Raw genomic sequence first — 18,679 nt, forward strand, 5'->3', positions numbered from 1 at the left:
ATATAAGTGTGTCAAAAAACATACTTAAATTGCTATTAATTCATACATCTAATTATAAGTGTGTATTAATCACATACTTGCTTACAGCTTGTTGCATTTGGTTAACAGCTTTTTTATTCAATTCGTTTAATACTTACCCTGCACCCGAAAATAATGAGGAATAAATTATGAACATATTAAAAGCAACTTTATATACCGGCTTAGTATTAAGCGCGGCACTTATTACAACACCAACTTTAGCAGCAAAATTTGTTGCTGCAGATACAAGCCCAGGTACACAGGCTTGTATGGCTGTTGCGTCTAATAAAGCCTATAAATTGCGTGCAACACTGCGTGATTTACGTACCAGTAAAGCCGCCATCAACAAACTGCAATGTAATAACTTACCAATAACAGAGTTTGTATCACTCTATAATTTAAATAAAAGCGCTAATTATCTAAATATTGAAGCGACAACACGCACATCAATTAAAGATTTAGCCAAAGTAAACATGCCTACAGTAACTATTATTACAAGCCCTAAATAAATGGCAGCTAAAAAGCAATTAAGCAGGCTGTTAAACCACTTGCTTAATTCATTTTAAGTTAGATAATCACCGCTATTAAGCCAAATAAACCACCAAACACACCGCCCCACACAACAAGCCAGCCTAGATGCTCGCGGATCATAGTTTGAATAATCTCTTTCACCATCTTAGGGGTAAGCTCATCTAAGCGCTCATCCACTAATTTAAGTACCGTTTTATATAAACTCTCTGCGCTGTTACCTTGTGAAAGTGTTTGGGTTACTAATGCTTTAAAATCGTCAGTTTGAGAGATCTCACCAAGCGACAGTTGCATTTTTTCAATAAACTTTTCACGCATTGGCTCTATTGCCGCTGTACCGCCAAACATTCCTAGCATACTGCCAAACTGAGATTGCTCTATTACTTCTAACAAATTGTCAAAAGCAGGGTTTAAATCAACATTGCTAATTATTGGCTCAAAATCAATATTTGGTTGCGCTTTATTTAGTAAATTATTAATTTTTTGCTCTGAAAAAAACTCCGTTAATATTAAGTTTCTTATGGCCACTTTAAAACTTTCAAATTTAAGTGCTATAACGCCTGAGCCATATAAAAACGGAACCTTTTCGAATAACATATGAATAGCCAATAAATTAGTTACCGCGCCAGAAAGTGCAAATAAACCAACAGATAGCACAATTGCTTGGTTAAACACAAAACCTACAACAACACATAAACCTGCTAGCGAATTGGTTATTAAACTTTTGTTCATTCTTACTCCATTACAGTAAATGTAGTTTTATGCAATATAGCCGTTAATTTTACAACGTTTAGATTGTTAAATTAATTCCTTTTTGCCATAGTTTAACTATCTGTTTAAAAGGTGAGCAATTGTTATGTGGAAAACAGTAAACGAGCACATCAGCCAAGCTATTCATTATGATTTTAAACACACCCACAAACGCCAACTACAAAGTTCCAGCTCCGATAAACTATTTCATTTAAGTAACGGTACACAAAACTACTTAGTAAAAGTAGCATTAAAAAATGAACTGGAACGTTTTGAAAGTGAAGCTATCGGTTTAGAACTTTTAGCACAAAATAGTGTATTTATGGTGCCCGATTGCATTGTAACAGGTGCTAACATAGAATTTTCGTTTATCGTTTTAGAATGGCTAGTACTTGATAAACAACCTCATGATACGTGGTCTGCTATGGGTAAAAACTTGGCTAAAATGCACTCCATACATGAACAGGCTATGTTTGGTTTTGATGTAGACAATTATTTAGCTACAACCATACAACCTAACCGCTGGCATAAAAAATGGGACGTATTTTATGCCGAAGAACGTATCGGCTGGCAATTACAGTTACTCGCTGAAAAAGGCATTAACTTTGTTGAACCCGAACGCTTAATAAATACGGTAAAAGAACAACTCCATAGCCATCAAGTAGAGCCATCATTGCTGCACGGTGATTTTTGGCGCGGAAACATGGGGTTTATCAATATGCTTCCAACCGTATTTAATCCAGCTTGTTATTATGGTGATCGGGAAGTTGATATTGCGATGAGCGAGTTGTTTGCCCCGCTCCCTGAAAATTTTTATACTGCCTACAATCAGCAATATCCGCTTTCGCAAAACTATCAAAAACGAAAATTGATTTATCAATTATACCCAATTTTAAATCACGCTAACATTTTTGCTGGACACTATCTCACTGAAGCAAAACAACATATAGAAATGCTCACAGCAACCAATGTAAAATAAGTGTCACAATCCTCCAGACCGACTATATTTAGTAAAGTAAGGAGTTCAGCTTTGATCCATTAAGTTTTTGCTAGAGTTATTTGCAACCACTTAATTATTTATAACTGGAGTGATTATGAAAGACTTTTTGTCACAACGAATCGCCTGCCCACATTGCGGACACCACATTCATTTAGACTTAGATGCAAGTATGGGCGATCAAGATTATATAGAAGACTGTGCAGCCTGCTGTAACCCAATTCATTTAAACATGCATATAGACTATGCTAACAATAAATTAGAGCTACACGTAGACAGCGACGACGAACAAATATTTTAATTTAAACCTGATGGCGTAAGTAATTTTCTACCGTGTTTACAATAGTATAAGTTTGCTGATCTACTTCAATATTTAGCTTATCACCTACTTGTGCTGCACCAATGTTTGTAATAGCGAGCGTTTCGGGAATAAGGTGTAACCAAAATCCTTGCTCGTCAATTTCACCCACGGTTAAGCTTGCGCCATTTATAGCAACAAAGCCTTTATATAACACATACTTTTTCCACTCTTTTGGCAAGCTTAATTGAATTTTACAGTTATTCTCAAGCTTCACAATTTGAGATATGTATGATGTACAATGAATATGCCCAGACACTATATGCCCACCCAATTCAGTACCAAACGTAACTGAGCGCTCGTAATTAACTAAGCTGCCTAGCTCAAGCAACCCTAAATTAGTTAGCTTTAGGGTTTCGTCAATCACATCAAAATGTACTTGCGCCACCACATCATGGTTACTTAATTCAACTTGCACAACAGTTAAGCAACACCCGTTAATAGCTATACTTGCGCCTAAATCTAGGTGTCTTGCATATTCATCACTTACCGATATAACTAAACGTAGAACGCCGGCTGTTTGAGTTTTAGAAACCACTGTTGCTTGCGTTTGCACTATTCCTGTAAACATAAAATCACTTAAAATTATTACAAAGTGATAGTTTAACGTATCAACTAATAAAATCATTCACTACTGAGATTTTTATTTGAAACACAATAGATTACAATTGTGTTCTGTTTTATTAAATAGCTGTTTTTATGACCTTTTGTAATTGGGAAGCTAAACGCTTACTCTCTCTTGCTCTTCCTGTTTTTTTAGCTCAAGTTACCCTTGTTTTAATGTCGGTGGTCGACACTATTATGGCCGGTCAAGTAAGTCCTACAGATTTAGCGGCACTGTCTATTGCCACAGGTATTTGGAATCCTTTGTTACTTGCATTACAAGGCATTTTATTAGCGCTCACCGGTATCATTGCACAGTACGCAGGTGCGAATGACAAAAAAGGTATTAGCCATTATTTTCAACAAGCCCTTTATTTAACCGTACTATTGAGTGCTATAGGGTTCGGTATCACTTATCTAGCTGACATAATTATATTAAGGCTCGATACCAGCCCAGCAATTGCAAGCCTTGCTTTTGACTACATTCATTTTGTTAAATGGGGTGTATTCGGCTTTTTAATTTTTACCACTTATAGAAACATGACCGAAGGCATGGGCATGACTAAGCCCGCTTTTTACATAAGCTTGCTGGGTTTAGCTGTGAATATTCCGGTAAATTATATTTTTATAAATGGTTTGTTTGGTTTACCTGCCTACGGCGGCGCGGGTTGTGGTATTGCAACAGCAATTGTTTTAACTGTTATGGCAATTGCACAAGTGACTTACTGCCAACTAAGTAAAAAAGTAGACGCTAAAGGCCTGCTTACTCCATTTGAAAAACCTAACCTAGCCACCATTGCAACTATTACAAAATTAGGTATTCCAATTTCATTAGCCACCTTTTTTGAAGTAACCTTATTTGCCTGTATTCCTCTATTTATAGCGCATTTAGGCGCTGTGGCTGTATCGGGGCATCAAATAGCAGCCAGTGTAACTACATTATTGTTTATGATGCCGCTAAGCCTTTCTATCGCTATTAGTATCCGTATTGGTAATCTATATGGTCAAAATCATTTAAAGCAATTAAGGATCGCCGTATCGACCAGTTATATTTTAGCGATTGTTATCGCACTGTTTTTAGCACTTATTACATTTACAGGTCGTGATTTAATTAGCCAGTTGTACACAGATAGTCCCGAAGTAATTGCCCTTGCTACCTCAATTATGATTTTAGCCTGTGTTTATCAACTACCTGATGCTCTGCAAGTAGCCGCAAACGGTGTATTACGGGGTTTAAAATACACAGCACCTATTTCCTATATAACCTTTATATCGTATTGGTTAATCGGCTTTAGCTTAGGTTACGTATTGGCAAGAACAGACATAATAGTGCCAGCAATGGGGCCACACGGTTTTTGGGTCGGAATAATAGTCGGGCTAACCGTTGCCGCCGTATTGTTGATACTCACAGTAAATAAGCGCTTTAAACGTGAACCATTCATTACCGAGTAAATTAATAATAAAGCGCTCACTACCAGTCGTTATATTGCTGCTAGTGAGCGTTTTTACGCTAACTAGTTGCAGTAAAGCACCTAGCTCAATAAATAATACCTACATAACGCGTTTAAGTGACACACTTAACACCTCACCCATTACACCGGTAGTGCTTGAGCAATTAAAACTAACAAGACCGTCAGTGCTCAGCGAGAGCAAAATTACCCTAAGCATAGTTGAACTTGCTGGGCTTACCCGCTGTAGGCTTAATATACTTATAAGCGAGCACAATAATCAACTTGGCAAAACAGCAACTGCGGCGAGCCAACTAAAGTACCAAATTAATTTCATTCAAAGCGCTGATAATTGCTTAAATACACTTGATGACAATACCGCTATTTATAGCAAAATAAGTGACGCAAAAAATCAAAAGCAAGCACACTTAATGCACTACTTTAATACCATGCTATTTAAAGAGCCTGAGCTTAATCGTACTTGGTTACTCACTTCAAACGAGCTTTCAATGCAACCTGCAGGGTATAGCGACACTGTGGAGGCGCTTACGCAACTTGTTACTATAAAGAAACAGATAAAATCTCAGCAATTTAGTCAAGTTAATACTGACAGCCTGTTTAATGCATTAGAGCAACTCAACAAATACAGATTTAACCAAGCGCTTGTTCAATCCGCTAGGCAACAAATAGCACTCAACAACAGCGCAACACAGTTTGTAAAAACAATAAGCTTCGGCGATCTTTGCCCTACGGGTAAAAATAAAAAAGAAGCTAAAATAATAAGTAATGTATTTCAAAAATATTATTTAAAACAAATTCAGCCATACCAAGCACAACTGACCGGATACCTTGAAGTATTACAACCACTTTACAACCGACTTTGGTTTGAAGAAAATATAACGGTTAAGCAAATTAATTATTTAATAGACGAAAACTCACCCAACAATTTACTAAATCAATTAAAAGGCTCAGCAGTAGAGCATGTAGTTTGGTGGCAAAAATTTTATAAAACGTGTGAAATAAGCCCAATATGAATAAAAAAACGGCAAATAAACTTAAAAACAACAAACTTGCTTGATTCACCACCCGCCACGCTATATATTAGCCGCCGTTGTTAAGCAATTAACACTTACTTAAATAAAGTAATACGACTGTAGCTCAGTTGGTTAGAGCACTACCTTGACATGGTAGGGGTCGGTGGTTCGAATCCACTCAGTCGTACCAACATTAATGAAACGTATAATTGAAGGAAAGAGCACTACCTACTCTTGACCACCCGGTCCAAGGGTCAGTAACTCGAATCCACTCAGTCGTACCAACGATTAAGTAAAATAAATAAAAGTACATCTGAAGGAAAAAGCACTACCTACTCTTGACCACCCGGTCCAAGGGTCAGTAACTCGAATCCACTCAGTCGTACCAACATTTATTCTTAACTTAAAGAGTAAATCTATTTAAGTTAAACCTCAAAAATTGTACGACTGTAGCTCAGTTGGTTAGAGCACTACCTTGACATGGTAGGGGTCGGTGGTTCGAATCCACTCAGTCGTACCAACATTTAAGTAAAATAAATAAAGTACATTTGAAAGAAAAAGCACTACCCACTCTTGATCACCCGGTCCAAGGGTCAGCAGTTCGAATCCACTCAGTCGTACCACTTCAAAGTAATCAAAAAAACTAAAAAAACCGAAGAAAAGCACTCCCTACTCTTGATCACCCAGTCCAAAGATCAGCAGTTCGAATCCACACAATTGTTAAGCATATCAGGTAGCCTTATAAATTGTGGGTGTTCTTTTTATCAAAACTTTTAAGATTTAAGTTCTCCAGTTTTACTATCAGTCAACAAACACTTCGCCTTAAAATTACTTACATTAAGACGAAGTGCACACCCCTAATTAATCTTATGTAAAATTAGATTAGAGATAGATTTAATCATTGTGTTATTACGTTATAAGGATAAATATTTTCGCGGTTTTGGAATGCCAAAATAGCCGTATTTTTAATTATTCCTTGCTCAATGTTTATTGCACGGCGAATGGTTTCATCTTTTTGCCACTGCAAAGTACCTTTAAGTATCGTTTGTAAATAAACTATGAGCGCCGCAGAAATTGAACGCGTCGCGCTTTCCCATAAATAACTCGGTGTATGATCAACGCCATAATAATCCGTGTTGTTATATCGAAATAAAGGGTTTTTAAACGTTGTCGGCTTTGCAAAAAAGAATCCCATCCCCTCATCACAGCTAACATCAATAATTAAGCTGTTTGGTTTTAAGCAGTCGGCCTCTGATTCAATTACAAAGTTAACCGGATGAGCTGTTTCTTGATAAGTCCCGTTAACGATAATATCGGCTTCGCTAATAAGATCGCTAAGTGGTCGATTAGTCCCATCATGCTCAACAACCATCATACGAGCTTCTCCTTCAACACCTTCTCGTACCTTAACATAATGACAATCTAATATTTCTTCACGCACTTCGTGATCAGGGCGCTGAATACAAATTGTAATATCTCTAAAGCCATGCGCTTTAAGAGCGTAAATAGCGCCTCTACTCACTGCACCAAAACTAAATATAATCGTTTTACGTTGATCGCCATAATGACCATCAATACCCTTAAGTTGCAATGCATGTATTACAGCGCAATACCCTGCCATTTCATTGTTTTTATAAAAAGTATGGCGCCCTACATTTCCGTTTGGTGACCACACATACATATCTTCAAAAGCAATTAAGGTAAGTTTACGCTCTATCGCCGCTTGTGTTATTTCATGCTGTTGAACGCAGTGGGCATAACCCCAAATAGTGCCTCCTTCGCGCATTTCTTCTAAGTCAGCAAGTACAGGCTTTGCAATAATGGCCGTGCCAATATGGGTAAGTATTTCGCTGCGCGATGCAATGCCACCCGTTAATGTTGCAATATATTCATCGCTAACATTAAAAGCGGTGCCATAGCCTTGTTCAAACACCATTTGTTTTCTAAGATTTTCGGGAATTCGTAATAAATGCTCTGGGTGAATAGGATACCGTCTTTCATCTGTCTTGCGGGATGTTCCGATAACGCCGATAGTTAATTCACTCATGCTAAGTCCTGTTTATAAAGTAAGTACGCTTGAGTTCATCAGCGAATAATCATACTTCGCCAATAAACTTAGGCGGTGTTTTTTTCTGTACGTTTTTGGCTCGGATGAACCAACTCTATTTTACAAAGGTGTAATTTTGACAATAAATAATGAAGAGCAGTGAGTTAACTTGCATTGAGTTGCAAGCTGAAGCCTATTACCTTTTGAGTAAAAGTGCTGACTGAGTATATCAGAAATAAGTATTGCTAACTTGGGTATCTCAGACTGAAATAAAAGGAGTACTCGCTAATTACTGAGGTTTTACCTTAGTGATTTACTCTGTAGAGCAGGTTTAATCTGCTTTGTATTGGGTTAGCTGAACGTTTGGCTTTAACATCAACTCCGGCTATGTGCCAGAAGCTGCCTTTCCGGTTTAACTCATTTCTGCCCCAAAACGAGTTAACGTAAATGCTCTAAGGGTGGCTTTGAGGGGAGAGCAGACAGTCGAACAAAATCATTTTTGGACAGAAGTGAGCTAGAGTTTCAACCAAGAATCTACAGGATTGGATTAGAGTAAGTAAGCCAATATCACTTAGTAAAATGTAAAAATCACCTAGTTACTATCAAATCAGAATCGTCTTACACAACGGTACGAATTTGCTCGGCTTCGCTGGAAGCTCAAATTGATAATTTATGTTTAGGAACATGTTTAGGAACAGTTTCTTAGGTATAACTCTATGGTAGCATGAAACATCACACACTAAATGGGTATAAAAATGCTAAGAAGAATACGAAAAATTGAAGGCATCGGTAGCTATCACAGCGCAAGAGCTGGTAACACGCAATTTTCTGACGTGAACATAATCTATGGTGAAAACCGAAATGGTAAAAGTACGCTGTGTGACATTTTTTATTCTCTAGCGTCGAACAACCCAGAACTAATCAAAGACCGCAAAGCTATACCAAGGCAAGGAGCAGTGGCTAATGCAATGAAAGTCGAATTTCAGTTCGATAACGCGCCAATCTCTGTGTTTGCAGACGAAACTTGGGCACCAGGATTACCTGCTGATTGCGAACTGCATATCTTTGACCACAACTTCATTCATCGAAATGTAATGAGCGGTACGGTTAATAACCGCGAAAACTCAGAGAACATTTCAAACTTCATTCTAGGTGAAGAAAATACCGAGCGTTTTGAAGCCCTCAGAGCAGAGAAAGAGGCTTTGGCTAATATAAATGTAAGTTTACGAACAGCTAAGGCTGCACTAGAAGTGTGCGGTATCACCGATGTAGCAACATTCGTTGCTTCTGAACTTCCAACAGAGTCTATTGAAGAGCTGAATATTGCAATTGCCGCATCTATCGCTGAGCAAGAATCATTAACGGTGCAGATTAGTAGTGTCACTCAATCTAAAGCACGAAAGAACTTAAAAGATATTTCTACTACTTTTGATATCACAGCGACAAGCGATGAAATCAATGAATGCTTAGCTACTAGCATGGAAGAAGCTCACACCGACGCAAAAGTTTTAGTGCAAGCACACATGGAACACCTAAAAGAGCAAAACGGTTTCAAAGGCTGGGCTTCTAGTGGTCTGACTCATTTAGATGAAAATTGTCCATTTTGCGGTCAAGAGCTTCAAGGCGATTCATTAGAACTAATCGAAAGCTACAAAGTTGCATTCAATGAAGCATTTTCTAACTTCCTTAAGGAAACCAAAGCAAGTGCTACACAACTACTGACTAAGCAATTGATTACAATTGATGAGCAAGCCATTAATCGGATTCACGAAGAAAATAAAGGAATACTTGAGCTATACCCTGAACAATCCGTGACTGAGCAAATAGGGGAGCTGATTCCGCTTGTCGAAGATATGTATGATGTAGTTAAGGGATCGATTGAACAGTTAAGCAAAAAACACAATGAGTTAAAGCCTCAAGTTTTTGAGCTTCTAAATGTTAAAATCGAAACAGCATACGACCCTGTTGAAGTAATTGATTTCTCGCCTCTACAGTCGGCGATTGTAGTGGTACAGTGATTTTGGCCTCCCATTAAGAAAGAAATGTTATGCTAATAAGCATACAAATTTGGGTGAAAAAATGACGAAATTAAAACGCGCAACATATTCAGCGGCAATTAAATTAGAAACGGCTCAGCTTGTAGTAGACCAAGGTTATACGCAAGAAGACGCAGCAAAAGCGATGGGGGTGGGTAAATCAACCGTAAGTAAGTGGGTTACTCAATTAAAGCTAGAACGCAATGGTCAGTCACCATCAGCGTCACCAATGACGCCCGAACAAATTGAAATCCGCGAACTTAAAAAGCAAATCCAACGCATTGAATTAGAAAAGGATATATTAAAAAAGGCTACCGCTCTCTTGATGTCCGACTCCCTGAACAATTCTCGTTAATCGAGAAGTTAAATCAACGAGAGCGTTATCCAATTAGTCTGCTGTGTAGCGTATTCAATGTGCATCGCAGCAGCTATAAGTACTGGGCCATACGGGATACAGCGCCGACACCTGAGCAAGCAAGGTTAGAGGCTGAAGTAAAAGCAATACATGCGATGAGTGGTGGTTCAGCAGGGGCACGGACAATCGCAGCGATAGCAACGAACAATGATTTTGAATTGAGCCGTTATCGTGCAGCTAAGCTAATGGTTAAATTAAAGCTCGAAAGCTGCCAAGTACCTCAACATTCATATAAACGTGGTGGTAATGAACACCTTGAAATCCCAAACCTGCTTGATAGACAGTTTGATGTTGTTGAGCCGGATACCGTGTGGTGCGGTGATGTGACGTATATTTGGACAGGCAATCGCTGGGCTTATTTAGCCGTGGTTATTGATTTATTTGCACGCAAAGTGGTTGGCTGGGCAATGTCGTTGTCACCAGATACTAATTTAACGCTAAAAGCGCTTGAACTCGCATATGAAAGCAGAGGGAAACCGACAGGACTCATGTTCCATTCAGACCAAGGTAGCCATTATACAAGTTTAAAATATCGCCAACGTTTATGGCGCTATAAAATCACACAAAGTATGAGTAGACGTGGAAATTGTTGGGATAATGCGCCAATGGAGCGATTTTTTAGAAGCTTTAAGACGGAATGGATGCCAAAGATTGGATATGGAAACTTTATAGACGCTAAATATAGCGTGAGTGATTACATAAATGGATATTACAACAATGTTAGGCCGCATCATTATAATGCCGGTTTAGCACCAAATGAATCTGAGGTTAGATATCAAGATTCTAAAACTGTGGCCAAAATTAGTTGACCACTACAGATAGACTCATTTAATGATGCCAAAGAAGCCTATAAGGTCGTAATCGAATCTATAAATGAAAAGCTTGTTGAGTTTAAAGACGGTCTTGATTCTGCGGCGCTAACTGCTACTAAAACTGCTGAAAATACGAACCAGAAAGTACTTGAAAATAAAAAGCTACGTCATACGTTAGAAGGAAAATGTGCAACTTATAGGCAACTTGCCACTCAAGCGGGACAAGACCAAGAAACATACAACAACAACAAGGAAACATTAGAAGTATCACAAGAGGAGTTTCTAGATAACTACTTTGACGAGATTAACTTACTATTCCAAAGCCTTGGCTCTCGAAACTTTAATATCAGTAGAAAGCAAAATAATGGTGGTAGAAAAATAGTCTATGACTTAGAAGTTAGTTTCAACGGCACAACTATTCCAAGAAACAAGATGACCTGCCTGTTCAGCGAGTCTGATAGACGCGCTTTGGCGCTGTGCATCTACCTAGCTAAAATTAACAAGCTTTCAAATGAGGATAAAGCCAAAGCCATATTGGTAATGGACGACCCTGTGACCAGCTTTGATAATGAGCGAATCTCTAGCATTTTAAATAAGCTCTATGAGATTTCGCCAACTATAAAGCAGTTGTTCATTACAACTCACTACCGTGGAATGGCCGCTACAGCAATTAAGAAATTCGCTAATACGAGCGCACTAAAAATTGTAAAAGTAACGAATGGTTCGGACTTTGCTGCTACTACAGAAGCCGAGATGACAGCGACGGAGCATGATGACACATACAACGAAATCACTACGTTTATAAACCATGAAACCCAAGACAACAAAATAATGAAACTTAGACCGTTCTTAGAAACAGAGCTTCGCCATCGATACAAGGAGCAACTCAGAGCCAATGGAGCCACTTTGAAAACAGATTTTTCAACTTGTATTGATACCCTTAAGAACAATGGCATTATAACTGAGGCAGTAGCAAACGAGATTCATTCTTTTAGAACAACTTTAAACCCACCAATGCACGAGTTGATGGAGGTGAATATTGAAGATGTTCGAAATACCGCAACTAATATGATGGATTTGATTTATAACCGCATGTAAAGCATAAGAGAGCTGAGCAAATGCTCAGCTTTTATACCATTCAATTAGTTACACTGGACAGATGGCAAGTTTGGCTATTTTTCATTATACTCTTTGTTCCATGTTCTAGGTTCAGTTTATGGCCAATCTATTGCCACTTTTGAGGTCTGAGATAAAGTAAGACTAACCACATCACTGTGGTTTGAAGGGTTAAACCTCACTGGCACGTATATCTCTAGGGAGTCAAGTTTTGCACCGTGCATGGTGTAATGTACCATAGTCCGCTTTTGGCACTTTCCTGAAGCCTGCTGTGAGCGAACAACGGACGTTGAAGTTTTTGAATTCCTCTTCTTTTTTTCATAACTAGAAACTTGCCTCTATAGTCATGGAAACGACCCGTTGGGTCGATATTAAATTGTTATAAATTTATCGGAGTTAGCCACTGTGGCATCAAGAAACTTAAAATTTGCTGTTTCCAATGGGAGAGGGATTGAGAAAGTCATCTATTTTGAAGGCTTAGAGCATGAGATGATTATTCACCCTACAATTCATGGGGAACCTATTTTAACAAGCCAAGCTTTTTATTACCTAAAGAACCTTGATTCAGTCGCACTTCTTAAGTTCGACATATCAGCTCCTCAGTTGTCGGATGATCAAGTAGAGTACCTCATAGATAACTACTTATTCGAGTATAGTACTATCAACCTAACCTCTCGTATGACCACGAAGATAAGTGAGGTGGTGTTTTGGAAAGATGATTATAACGAGATATATCATCACTATGACCAAGCCAACACTGGCGCCCTTATTTTAGATGAAGGGAATGATCCAACGGTAAAAAGTGTTGAACCTATCGACGAAAATGTTGGGTTGAGCGATTGGTGTATACCTAAGAACTATACTGCCCCAATTATCGAAAGCTACGTTGACCAGATGCATGAGTTATTGTTTAAAAAAGTCATGATCCAAGTAATGCCAAATGAGCATCGAGATGGCTACTTTGGCAAGAAGCGTATATTTGAGTTAGGTGAAGGACTACTAGATTTGCACCAAGCCGAACGCCTTGATTGGCTGAGAAATCTTGACAAAAATGCTGACTATCACACTTTATCTAGCTCTTATGGTAGCGAGCTAGATGTGGATTTACCTATAGAAAAAGTAACTTGTACCAAGCTGTATAATCCGCTGCTTCTATCGTATTACTTTTCGGGTTTGAATGATAAAAAACCATTGGGTAGTTTTGTTGGCTATTACAATGTTCTTGAATACTATTTTGAAGAAGCGCCGACATTACTTAACATCAATGCTCGAGTTGAAAGAGATCAACTTAAAGCCGTAGTTCAGTACCTTGTTTGTGAAGCTGATATAAAAGCATATATAGCAAATTTACCCCAAGCTGAAGTCGCTGAGTTATCGAAAGATATTACAACGTCTTCAAGTGTTGTGATTGATGCTTTAAAAGTGAATAGCAGCAATTTAACCGCTGAACTGACTAGGTGGCTCTACGAATTGCGCTGTGCGATAGTCCACTCCAAAAAAACTCGGAGAGGGAAAAATGTCGCAATCTTTGAACCTTACTCAAAAGAAGCGAATCGGGTCAAAATAGCTTTACCAATTGTTAGATGGTTAGCTATTCATTGCATAAGAAAGGATTACACGTTGGGCAATGGTAGACAAAATTTATAACAAAGCATTTAAGAGTGATTCGCAACGCTTGGCAGTTTCATCGCCATATAATGACGATAAAACACGCGCGGCGGCCTCTTTTTTACCAGCCATAATTAAGTATCGAGGGCTTTCGGGAATAAAAAACAAAGCGATTAAAAACAAGCATGCAGGTAATAACTCAACCCAAAACATCCAACGCCATGTTTCAAAGTCGAGCCAAAATATAGCCGTAGAGCCGCCAGCAGTGTTGGCTAAAAAATAGTTACTTACAAATGCGCTAAACAAACCAAAAATAATAGCCACTTGTTGAAGTGTAGAGAGCGTGCCTCTGTATCGCGCCGGGGCAATTTCGCTAATATAAGCTGGGGTCATAACCGATGCAGCCCCTACCGCTAAGCCACCTAAAATGCGATAAATAACAAATTCAAACGATGTGACTGACACACCCGAGCCCCAAGCACTTATAATAAATAAGGCTGCAGCAAAAAGTAAAATTGGACGTCGTCCAAATTTATCAGCTAATCGACCTGCGCAAAACGCACCAATGGCACAACCAATTAGCATGCTCGATACGTTAAACCCCGTACCCGCACTACTGGAGCCAAATGCCGTTTGGAGTCCATCAACCGTGCCGTTAATAACACCGCTGTCAAAACCAAATAAAAAACCGCCAATGGTCGCAACAAAGCAAACCAGTACTATTAAAAGTACATTTTCTTTCTCGTTCATAAGTATCCATATTGTGTGTGTTGTTATTTTATATAGATTTTGAAGCTCAAAAGTATGTGCGTATTCACTTATTTAGTTATTTTTATTGGTTGAGCTTGATTCTCTTTCTATTAATTCAAAATCTAAAATATGTCTTAAGTCTAAGCTTTTTACATTGCTTAAATCGTTATACTGTCCCGATGCTAGTAAAGTAATGGCAAGCTCAGCCATTTCATTAATGGGCTGTTTTACCGTAGAAATATTTGGCCACACTATGGTTGCAAGTTGCGTGTCATCAAAGCCAACAACCGACAGTTCGCTTGGAATATTAATACCTTGTTTTTGAGCTATTGAGATTACAGCGGCTGCCATGTCATCGTTAGCTGCAAAAATAGCTGTAGGCTTATCATCAAGTGAAAGTAATTTTATTGCCGCTTCCATGCCCGATTGATAAGTAAAACTGCCCTGCTCTATATACTCAGGTGGCGTTATTATTTTATTAGAGCGCAGTGCATCTAAATAACCTTGGTAACGCAAACGGCTAACACCTTGTTTAGTGTCGCCAATAATATGTGCAATTTTGCTATGCCCTTGATTTATTAAATGCTCTGTAACATCAAACGCTGCTTGGTAATCGTCCATGCATATATAAGGGGATCGATTTAATTTTGTATCTGGCGTTATTCTTACAAATGGTACTTGTGCTTTAGTAAGCACATCTAAAACCTGTTCGTTGTCGCACATAGGAGGCAGTAAAATCATGCCATCAACCTGTGTAACATCAATAAGTTGCTTTACCGATTCAATTGTTTTGTCAATATCGGTATGCGCTTCGTCAACAACAAGGTGGTAGCCCAATGCGCGGCATTTTTTAAGCGCAGCCAATAAAAACTGGCTTATGTAAGAGTCACTTGGGTTATCGTACAAAAGTCCTAAAAAGAATGACTTAGTGCTAGCAAGGCGCCTAGCCGACACATTTGGTCTGTAATTTAACTGCTCAACAACCGCCATTACTTTTTCGCGGGTTTTGTCGCTTACTTTTTTGTCTTGGTTGAGCACGCGCGAAACTGTCATCATTGATACACCAGCCTGCTCGGCTACATCTTGTATTCTTGCTCTTTTAGGATCGGCCATTACTGTTATTACCTACTCACAATCAGTGGATTGTTATAATTAACTTTCTTAATTTTCATTATACATAATTGTAAAGCTTGATATTGTTTACAGCGCGTTTTAAATGATTACTTATTGACAAAGTCTTATACTACACCGAAAATGTTAGCGCTAACAACAAATTTATAGTATTCACACCCAATAATATAAAAAACTTAAAAAGGCCTATATTATGAGCATGTTGCAAAACCCAATTCTAAGAGGCTTTAACCCAGACCCAAACATTGTCAGAGTTAATAACGACTACTACATAGCCACCTCAACTTTTGAATGGTTTGGCGGTGTGCAAATTCACCACTCTACCGATTTAGTAAATTGGCGACTTATAGGCCAAGCACTTAACACCGTAGAGCAACTCGATATGCGAGGAGTGCCCGACTCTTGCGGCGTATGGGCACCGCAACTTAGTTACAATAATGGCCGTTTTTATTTGGTATATACCAATGTAAAAAGCTTTGATGGCCCTTGGAAAGACACACCAAACTATTTTGTATCAACCACTGATATTACCGGTAACTGGTCACAAGCGACTTACTTAAACTCTAGCGGTTTTGATCCGTCTATTTTTCACGATGATGACGGTAAAAGTTATTTGCTAAACATGCTGGTTGATCACCGCAACAACACACTCTTTGGTGGCATAGTAATGCAAGAGCTTTGCCTAAAAACCAGTAAGTTAATAGGCGATGTTAAACCTATATTTGCAGGCACAGAGCTTGGTTGCACTGAAGGCCCGCATATTTTAAAACGCGGCGAATACTACTATTTAATTACCGCTGAAGGTGGTACAGGGTATGAACACTGCATTAGTATTGCGCGCTCTAAAAACGTATTTGGCCCTTACCAAGTACACCCGTACAACCCCGTTATTACAGCAGCCCACGAGCCGAGTAATGCGCTACAAAAATGTGGCCATGGAGATTTTTTTCAAACACAAACCGGTGATTGGTACACGGTATTTTTAACATCAAGACCACTATCTGAGCGTGGCCGCTGCATTACAGGGCGTGAAACAGGGATTGAGCAAATAATCTGGAAAGACGATGGCTGGCCTTATGCAAAACACACAAATAAAGCCCCGAGAATACACGTACCCGTTGAGGGCTTAACGCTAAATCCACAGCCGCAACCCACAACACATATTGATTTTAGTAACGATGATCTGACTATTGATTTTCAGTCATTGCGTATACCTATGTGCAAAAATTGGGTCTATAAAAATACTCAAAAAGCATCGCTCACCCTAGTGGGAAAAGAGTCTTTAAGCTCATTGCATCAGCAAAGTTTTATTGCCAGGCGTGTACAAGCTCATCATACTGTTAGCAGCACATGCGTTGATTTTGCGCCAAGCAGTTTTCAACAAATGGCGGGGCTAGTATGTTATTACAACACCGCACATTACTACTATTTGCATATAAGCGGCGGCGATATAGGCGATGAAACCACACCGCGTTATTTAAATATAATAAGCTGCGATAAATACCAAACAAGTACGCCTGTTGCACCGCTTTTGCTTAAAACAAACAAACCTGTTTACTTAAAAGCTGATTTTGATGGCGCTCAGCTGCAGTTTTACTACGCCACCGAAAAAAACCGCTGGATAGAGTTTGGCCCAGTGCTCGATGGCAGCATTTTATCTGATGATTACGTGCAGCAATCACCGCAAGGGTATCGCCCGTGTTTTACCGGTGCTTTTATTGGTATGGCGTGCCAAGACTTATCGGGACAAAATAAAGAAGCTCACTTTTCATTTTTTAACTATGACGAACCTAGCGGCGAATAAATCGCCGCCAGTTAAGTCTATTATTTGATTAAAAGCTGATATAAAAACATTTTAAAGCCTTTTAAAACTCACTTAAGACTCATTTAAAGCTCTTTTAAAGCTCTTTTAAAGCTCTTTTAAAGTTCTCTTAAACCATTTTAAAACAGGGCTTTAATACGTTCCATTTGTGATTGTAAAAGTAAACTTTGAGAGTGGCTCATAATGTCACTCTCTCGTTTATTTTCGCTCAGTAAGCGCCCTACTTCTTGCGCTTCAAAACTGTAACCTTGTGACTGCCTGCCATCTTCAAAACGCTCAATTAAGTCATCAAGCTCATACAAAGAGCACTCATAAGCTCTAAATGCATCGGGTATTTTTATATAGCCTTTGTCACCAATAATATACGCACCATTCCCTAACCTGCATTGAAATGACGTTGCTAAGCTCACCATTACATCGCCACAATTAGCAGTAATAAGTACATCGTCTTCCACGCCTTTGTAGCGAATATTTGCTCTTACGTGTAAGTTTTCAAGGTCGTTAATTAAAAAGTAATTGGCAATGGCAAGCGGATAAATTCCCATATCAAGTAAACAACCGCCCGCTAAATCTGGGTTGTATTCGCGCCCATCAGGATTAAAAGGCACAGGATAGCCAAAGTCAGCTTTAACATGTTTAATAGTGCCAATTCGCCCTTGCTCCACCCATTGTTTTGCTTTTTGTATTGCTGGTAAAAAGTACGTCCACATGGCTTCCATTAAAAATACGTCGTGCTTTTTAGCCAGTAAAGACAAATACTTACACTCTTCAGCCGAGACCGTAATAGGCTTTTCGCACAATACATGTTTGCCTGCTTTAATAGCATCACTGGCATTTTTAAAGTGAAAGTTATGCGGGGTCGCAATGTAAACTACATCAACGTTTTTATCGTCAAATAATGCTTGATACCCTTCGTAGGCATTTGCCGCGCCATACTTACTCGCAAAAGCGCTTGCATCTTCCCCACTTCTTGCTGCAACCGCGTACGCAACACCATTATTGGTATGTGCTAAGTCTTCACAAAATTGTGCAGCAATTCGGCCACAACCAACAATACCCCAGTTTATTTTTTTCATAGTGTTTCCTTATGATCTTAAAAAGAAATTTAAGTGAACTCCAACAACCAAGCAATAAACTTGCAAATTAATTGTTAAACATAGTTTAAAACTAGCTTGACTTAACAATATCAAATCATTAATGTTAGCG

At 38.8% G+C, this 18,679-nt stretch carries 15 protein-coding genes, 2 tRNA genes and 1 pseudogene; 12 read left to right on the forward strand and 6 right to left on the reverse strand.

Features of this window, described 5'->3' with window-relative positions; translation table 11 throughout:
• The first annotated feature begins 167 nt into the window (after nucleotides 1-167).
• Nucleotides 168-527 (forward strand): DUF3718 domain-containing protein, encoded by a 360-nt coding sequence (locus tag P4S71_RS19040; RefSeq protein ID WP_149614494.1) that lies wholly within the window; start codon nucleotides 168-170, stop codon nucleotides 525-527.
• A 58-nt stretch (nucleotides 528-585) separates the two neighbouring features.
• Here P4S71_RS19040 and P4S71_RS19045 read toward each other — a convergent pair whose 3' ends face one another.
• A complete protein-coding gene (locus tag P4S71_RS19045) occupies nucleotides 586-1,278 on the reverse strand; it encodes a hypothetical protein (RefSeq protein WP_007375657.1) in 693 nt (230 codons plus the stop codon).
• A 124-nt stretch (nucleotides 1,279-1,402) separates the two neighbouring features.
• On the opposite strand from P4S71_RS19045, the gene P4S71_RS19050 reads away from it, so the two are divergent.
• Both P4S71_RS19050 and P4S71_RS19055 read left to right on the forward strand, forming a co-directional pair.
• A complete protein-coding gene (locus tag P4S71_RS19050) occupies nucleotides 1,403-2,275 on the forward strand; it encodes a fructosamine kinase family protein (protein WP_337151284.1) in 873 nt (290 codons plus the stop codon).
• A gap of 115 nt (nucleotides 2,276-2,390) precedes the next feature.
• The gene (locus tag P4S71_RS19055) at nucleotides 2,391-2,594 is read left to right on the forward strand and encodes a CPXCG motif-containing cysteine-rich protein (protein WP_007375655.1); all 204 of its coding nucleotides are present in this window, start codon (nucleotides 2,391-2,393) and stop codon (nucleotides 2,592-2,594) included.
• A gap of 1 nt (nucleotide 2,595) precedes the next feature.
• Here the strand turns inward: P4S71_RS19055 and P4S71_RS19060 are convergent, their stop codons facing one another.
• Nucleotides 2,596-3,222, reverse strand: coding sequence for a riboflavin synthase subunit alpha (locus P4S71_RS19060; RefSeq protein ID WP_096794117.1), 627 nt, complete (start codon nucleotides 3,220-3,222; stop codon nucleotides 2,596-2,598).
• Between the two features lie 128 nt (nucleotides 3,223-3,350).
• On the opposite strand from P4S71_RS19060, the gene P4S71_RS19065 reads away from it, so the two are divergent.
• The 4 genes from P4S71_RS19065 to P4S71_RS19080 all read left to right on the forward strand — a co-directional run bounded on the left by P4S71_RS19065 (nucleotide 3,351) and on the right by P4S71_RS19080 (nucleotide 6,256).
• Nucleotides 3,351-4,706, forward strand: a complete 1,356-nt coding sequence (locus P4S71_RS19065) for an MATE family efflux transporter (RefSeq protein WP_337120451.1) — start codon at nucleotides 3,351-3,353, stop codon at nucleotides 4,704-4,706.
• Entirely contained in the window at nucleotides 4,684-5,736 is a 1,053-nt protein-coding gene (locus P4S71_RS19070; RefSeq protein WP_337120452.1) for a DUF3080 family protein, read from the forward strand. The genes P4S71_RS19065 and P4S71_RS19070 overlap by 23 nt, the downstream gene beginning before the upstream one ends.
• Before the next feature lie 113 nt (nucleotides 5,737-5,849).
• Nucleotides 5,850-5,926: transfer RNA gene (locus P4S71_RS19075), tRNA-Val, on the forward strand.
• Nucleotides 5,927-6,179: 253 nt separating this feature from the next.
• Nucleotides 6,180-6,256, forward strand: a tRNA-Val gene (locus P4S71_RS19080).
• 378 nt (nucleotides 6,257-6,634) lie between these two features.
• Here P4S71_RS19080 and P4S71_RS19085 read toward each other — a convergent pair.
• Entirely contained in the window at nucleotides 6,635-7,783 is a 1,149-nt protein-coding gene (locus P4S71_RS19085; protein ID WP_096793245.1) for a N(5)-(carboxyethyl)ornithine synthase, read from the reverse strand.
• Between the two features lie 755 nt (nucleotides 7,784-8,538).
• Between P4S71_RS19085 and P4S71_RS19090 the strand changes: the two genes are divergently transcribed.
• From P4S71_RS19090 to P4S71_RS19105, 4 genes are all read left to right on the forward strand, one after another.
• On the forward strand, nucleotides 8,539-9,801 hold the full coding sequence (locus tag P4S71_RS19090; RefSeq protein WP_337151285.1) for an AAA family ATPase: 1,263 nt from the start codon (nucleotides 8,539-8,541) through the stop codon (nucleotides 9,799-9,801).
• Between the two features lie 61 nt (nucleotides 9,802-9,862).
• Nucleotides 9,863-11,043 (forward strand): IS3 family transposase gene (locus P4S71_RS19095; protein WP_096794087.1). Its coding sequence is split into 2 segments (ribosomal slippage): nucleotides 9,863-10,121 and nucleotides 10,121-11,043, totalling 1,182 coding nucleotides; the frame shifts between segments, so codons are not numbered across the junction.
• A gap of 9 nt (nucleotides 11,044-11,052) precedes the next feature.
• A complete protein-coding gene (locus P4S71_RS19100) occupies nucleotides 11,053-12,144 on the forward strand; it encodes an AAA family ATPase (RefSeq protein ID WP_337151650.1) in 1,092 nt (363 codons plus the stop codon).
• Between the two features lie 423 nt (nucleotides 12,145-12,567).
• Nucleotides 12,568-13,809, forward strand: a complete 1,242-nt coding sequence (locus P4S71_RS19105) for a hypothetical protein (RefSeq protein WP_290174034.1) — start codon at nucleotides 12,568-12,570, stop codon at nucleotides 13,807-13,809.
• 30 nt (nucleotides 13,810-13,839) lie between these two features.
• On the opposite strand, the pseudogene P4S71_RS19110 reads toward P4S71_RS19105, so the two are convergent.
• Both P4S71_RS19110 and P4S71_RS19115 read right to left on the reverse strand, forming a co-directional pair.
• Nucleotides 13,840-14,520 (reverse strand): annotated as a pseudogene (locus tag P4S71_RS19110) (MFS transporter); the annotation flags it as partial.
• A gap of 72 nt (nucleotides 14,521-14,592) precedes the next feature.
• Nucleotides 14,593-15,633, reverse strand: coding sequence for a LacI family DNA-binding transcriptional regulator (locus P4S71_RS19115; protein WP_007585144.1), 1,041 nt, complete (start codon nucleotides 15,631-15,633; stop codon nucleotides 14,593-14,595).
• Nucleotides 15,634-15,844: 211 nt separating this feature from the next.
• Here P4S71_RS19115 and P4S71_RS19120 point away from each other — a divergent pair, with 211 nt between their 5' ends.
• Complete coding sequence (locus P4S71_RS19120) at nucleotides 15,845-17,455, forward strand: glycoside hydrolase family 43 protein (protein ID WP_337151286.1); 1,611 nt, start codon at nucleotides 15,845-15,847, stop codon at nucleotides 17,453-17,455.
• Between the two features lie 137 nt (nucleotides 17,456-17,592).
• Here P4S71_RS19120 and P4S71_RS19125 read toward each other — a convergent pair whose 3' ends face one another.
• Entirely contained in the window at nucleotides 17,593-18,549 is a 957-nt protein-coding gene (locus tag P4S71_RS19125) for a Gfo/Idh/MocA family protein (protein ID WP_337151287.1), read from the reverse strand.
• Nucleotides 18,550-18,679 lie beyond the last annotated feature (130 nt).

The organism is Pseudoalteromonas sp. B62 (assembly GCF_037162565.1).
GTDB lineage: Bacteria > Pseudomonadota > Gammaproteobacteria > Enterobacterales > Alteromonadaceae > Pseudoalteromonas > Pseudoalteromonas fuliginea.

What these genes read in the sequence shown, in the direction of transcription:
- P4S71_RS19040 (WP_149614494.1), top strand. Translation starts at nt 168, where the DNA reads ATGAACATATTAAAAGCAACTTTATATACCGGCTTAGTATTAAGCGCG.
- P4S71_RS19045 (WP_007375657.1), bottom strand. Translation starts at nt 1,278, where the DNA reads ATGAACAAAAGTTTAATAACCAATTCGCTAGCAGGTTTATGTGTTGTT.
- P4S71_RS19050 (WP_337151284.1), top strand. Translation starts at nt 1,403, where the DNA reads ATGTGGAAAACAGTAAACGAGCACATCAGCCAAGCTATTCATTATGAT.
- P4S71_RS19055 (WP_007375655.1), top strand. Translation starts at nt 2,391, where the DNA reads ATGAAAGACTTTTTGTCACAACGAATCGCCTGCCCACATTGCGGACAC.
- P4S71_RS19060 (WP_096794117.1), bottom strand. Translation starts at nt 3,222, where the DNA reads ATGTTTACAGGAATAGTGCAAACGCAAGCAACAGTGGTTTCTAAAACT.
- P4S71_RS19065 (WP_337120451.1), top strand. Translation starts at nt 3,351, where the DNA reads ATGACCTTTTGTAATTGGGAAGCTAAACGCTTACTCTCTCTTGCTCTT.
- P4S71_RS19085 (WP_096793245.1), bottom strand. Translation starts at nt 7,783, where the DNA reads ATGAGTGAATTAACTATCGGCGTTATCGGAACATCCCGCAAGACAGAT.
- P4S71_RS19090 (WP_337151285.1), top strand. Translation starts at nt 8,539, where the DNA reads ATGCTAAGAAGAATACGAAAAATTGAAGGCATCGGTAGCTATCACAGC.
- P4S71_RS19115 (WP_007585144.1), bottom strand. Translation starts at nt 15,633, where the DNA reads ATGGCCGATCCTAAAAGAGCAAGAATACAAGATGTAGCCGAGCAGGCT.
- P4S71_RS19120 (WP_337151286.1), top strand. Translation starts at nt 15,845, where the DNA reads ATGAGCATGTTGCAAAACCCAATTCTAAGAGGCTTTAACCCAGACCCA.
- P4S71_RS19125 (WP_337151287.1), bottom strand. Translation starts at nt 18,549, where the DNA reads ATGAAAAAAATAAACTGGGGTATTGTTGGTTGTGGCCGAATTGCTGCA.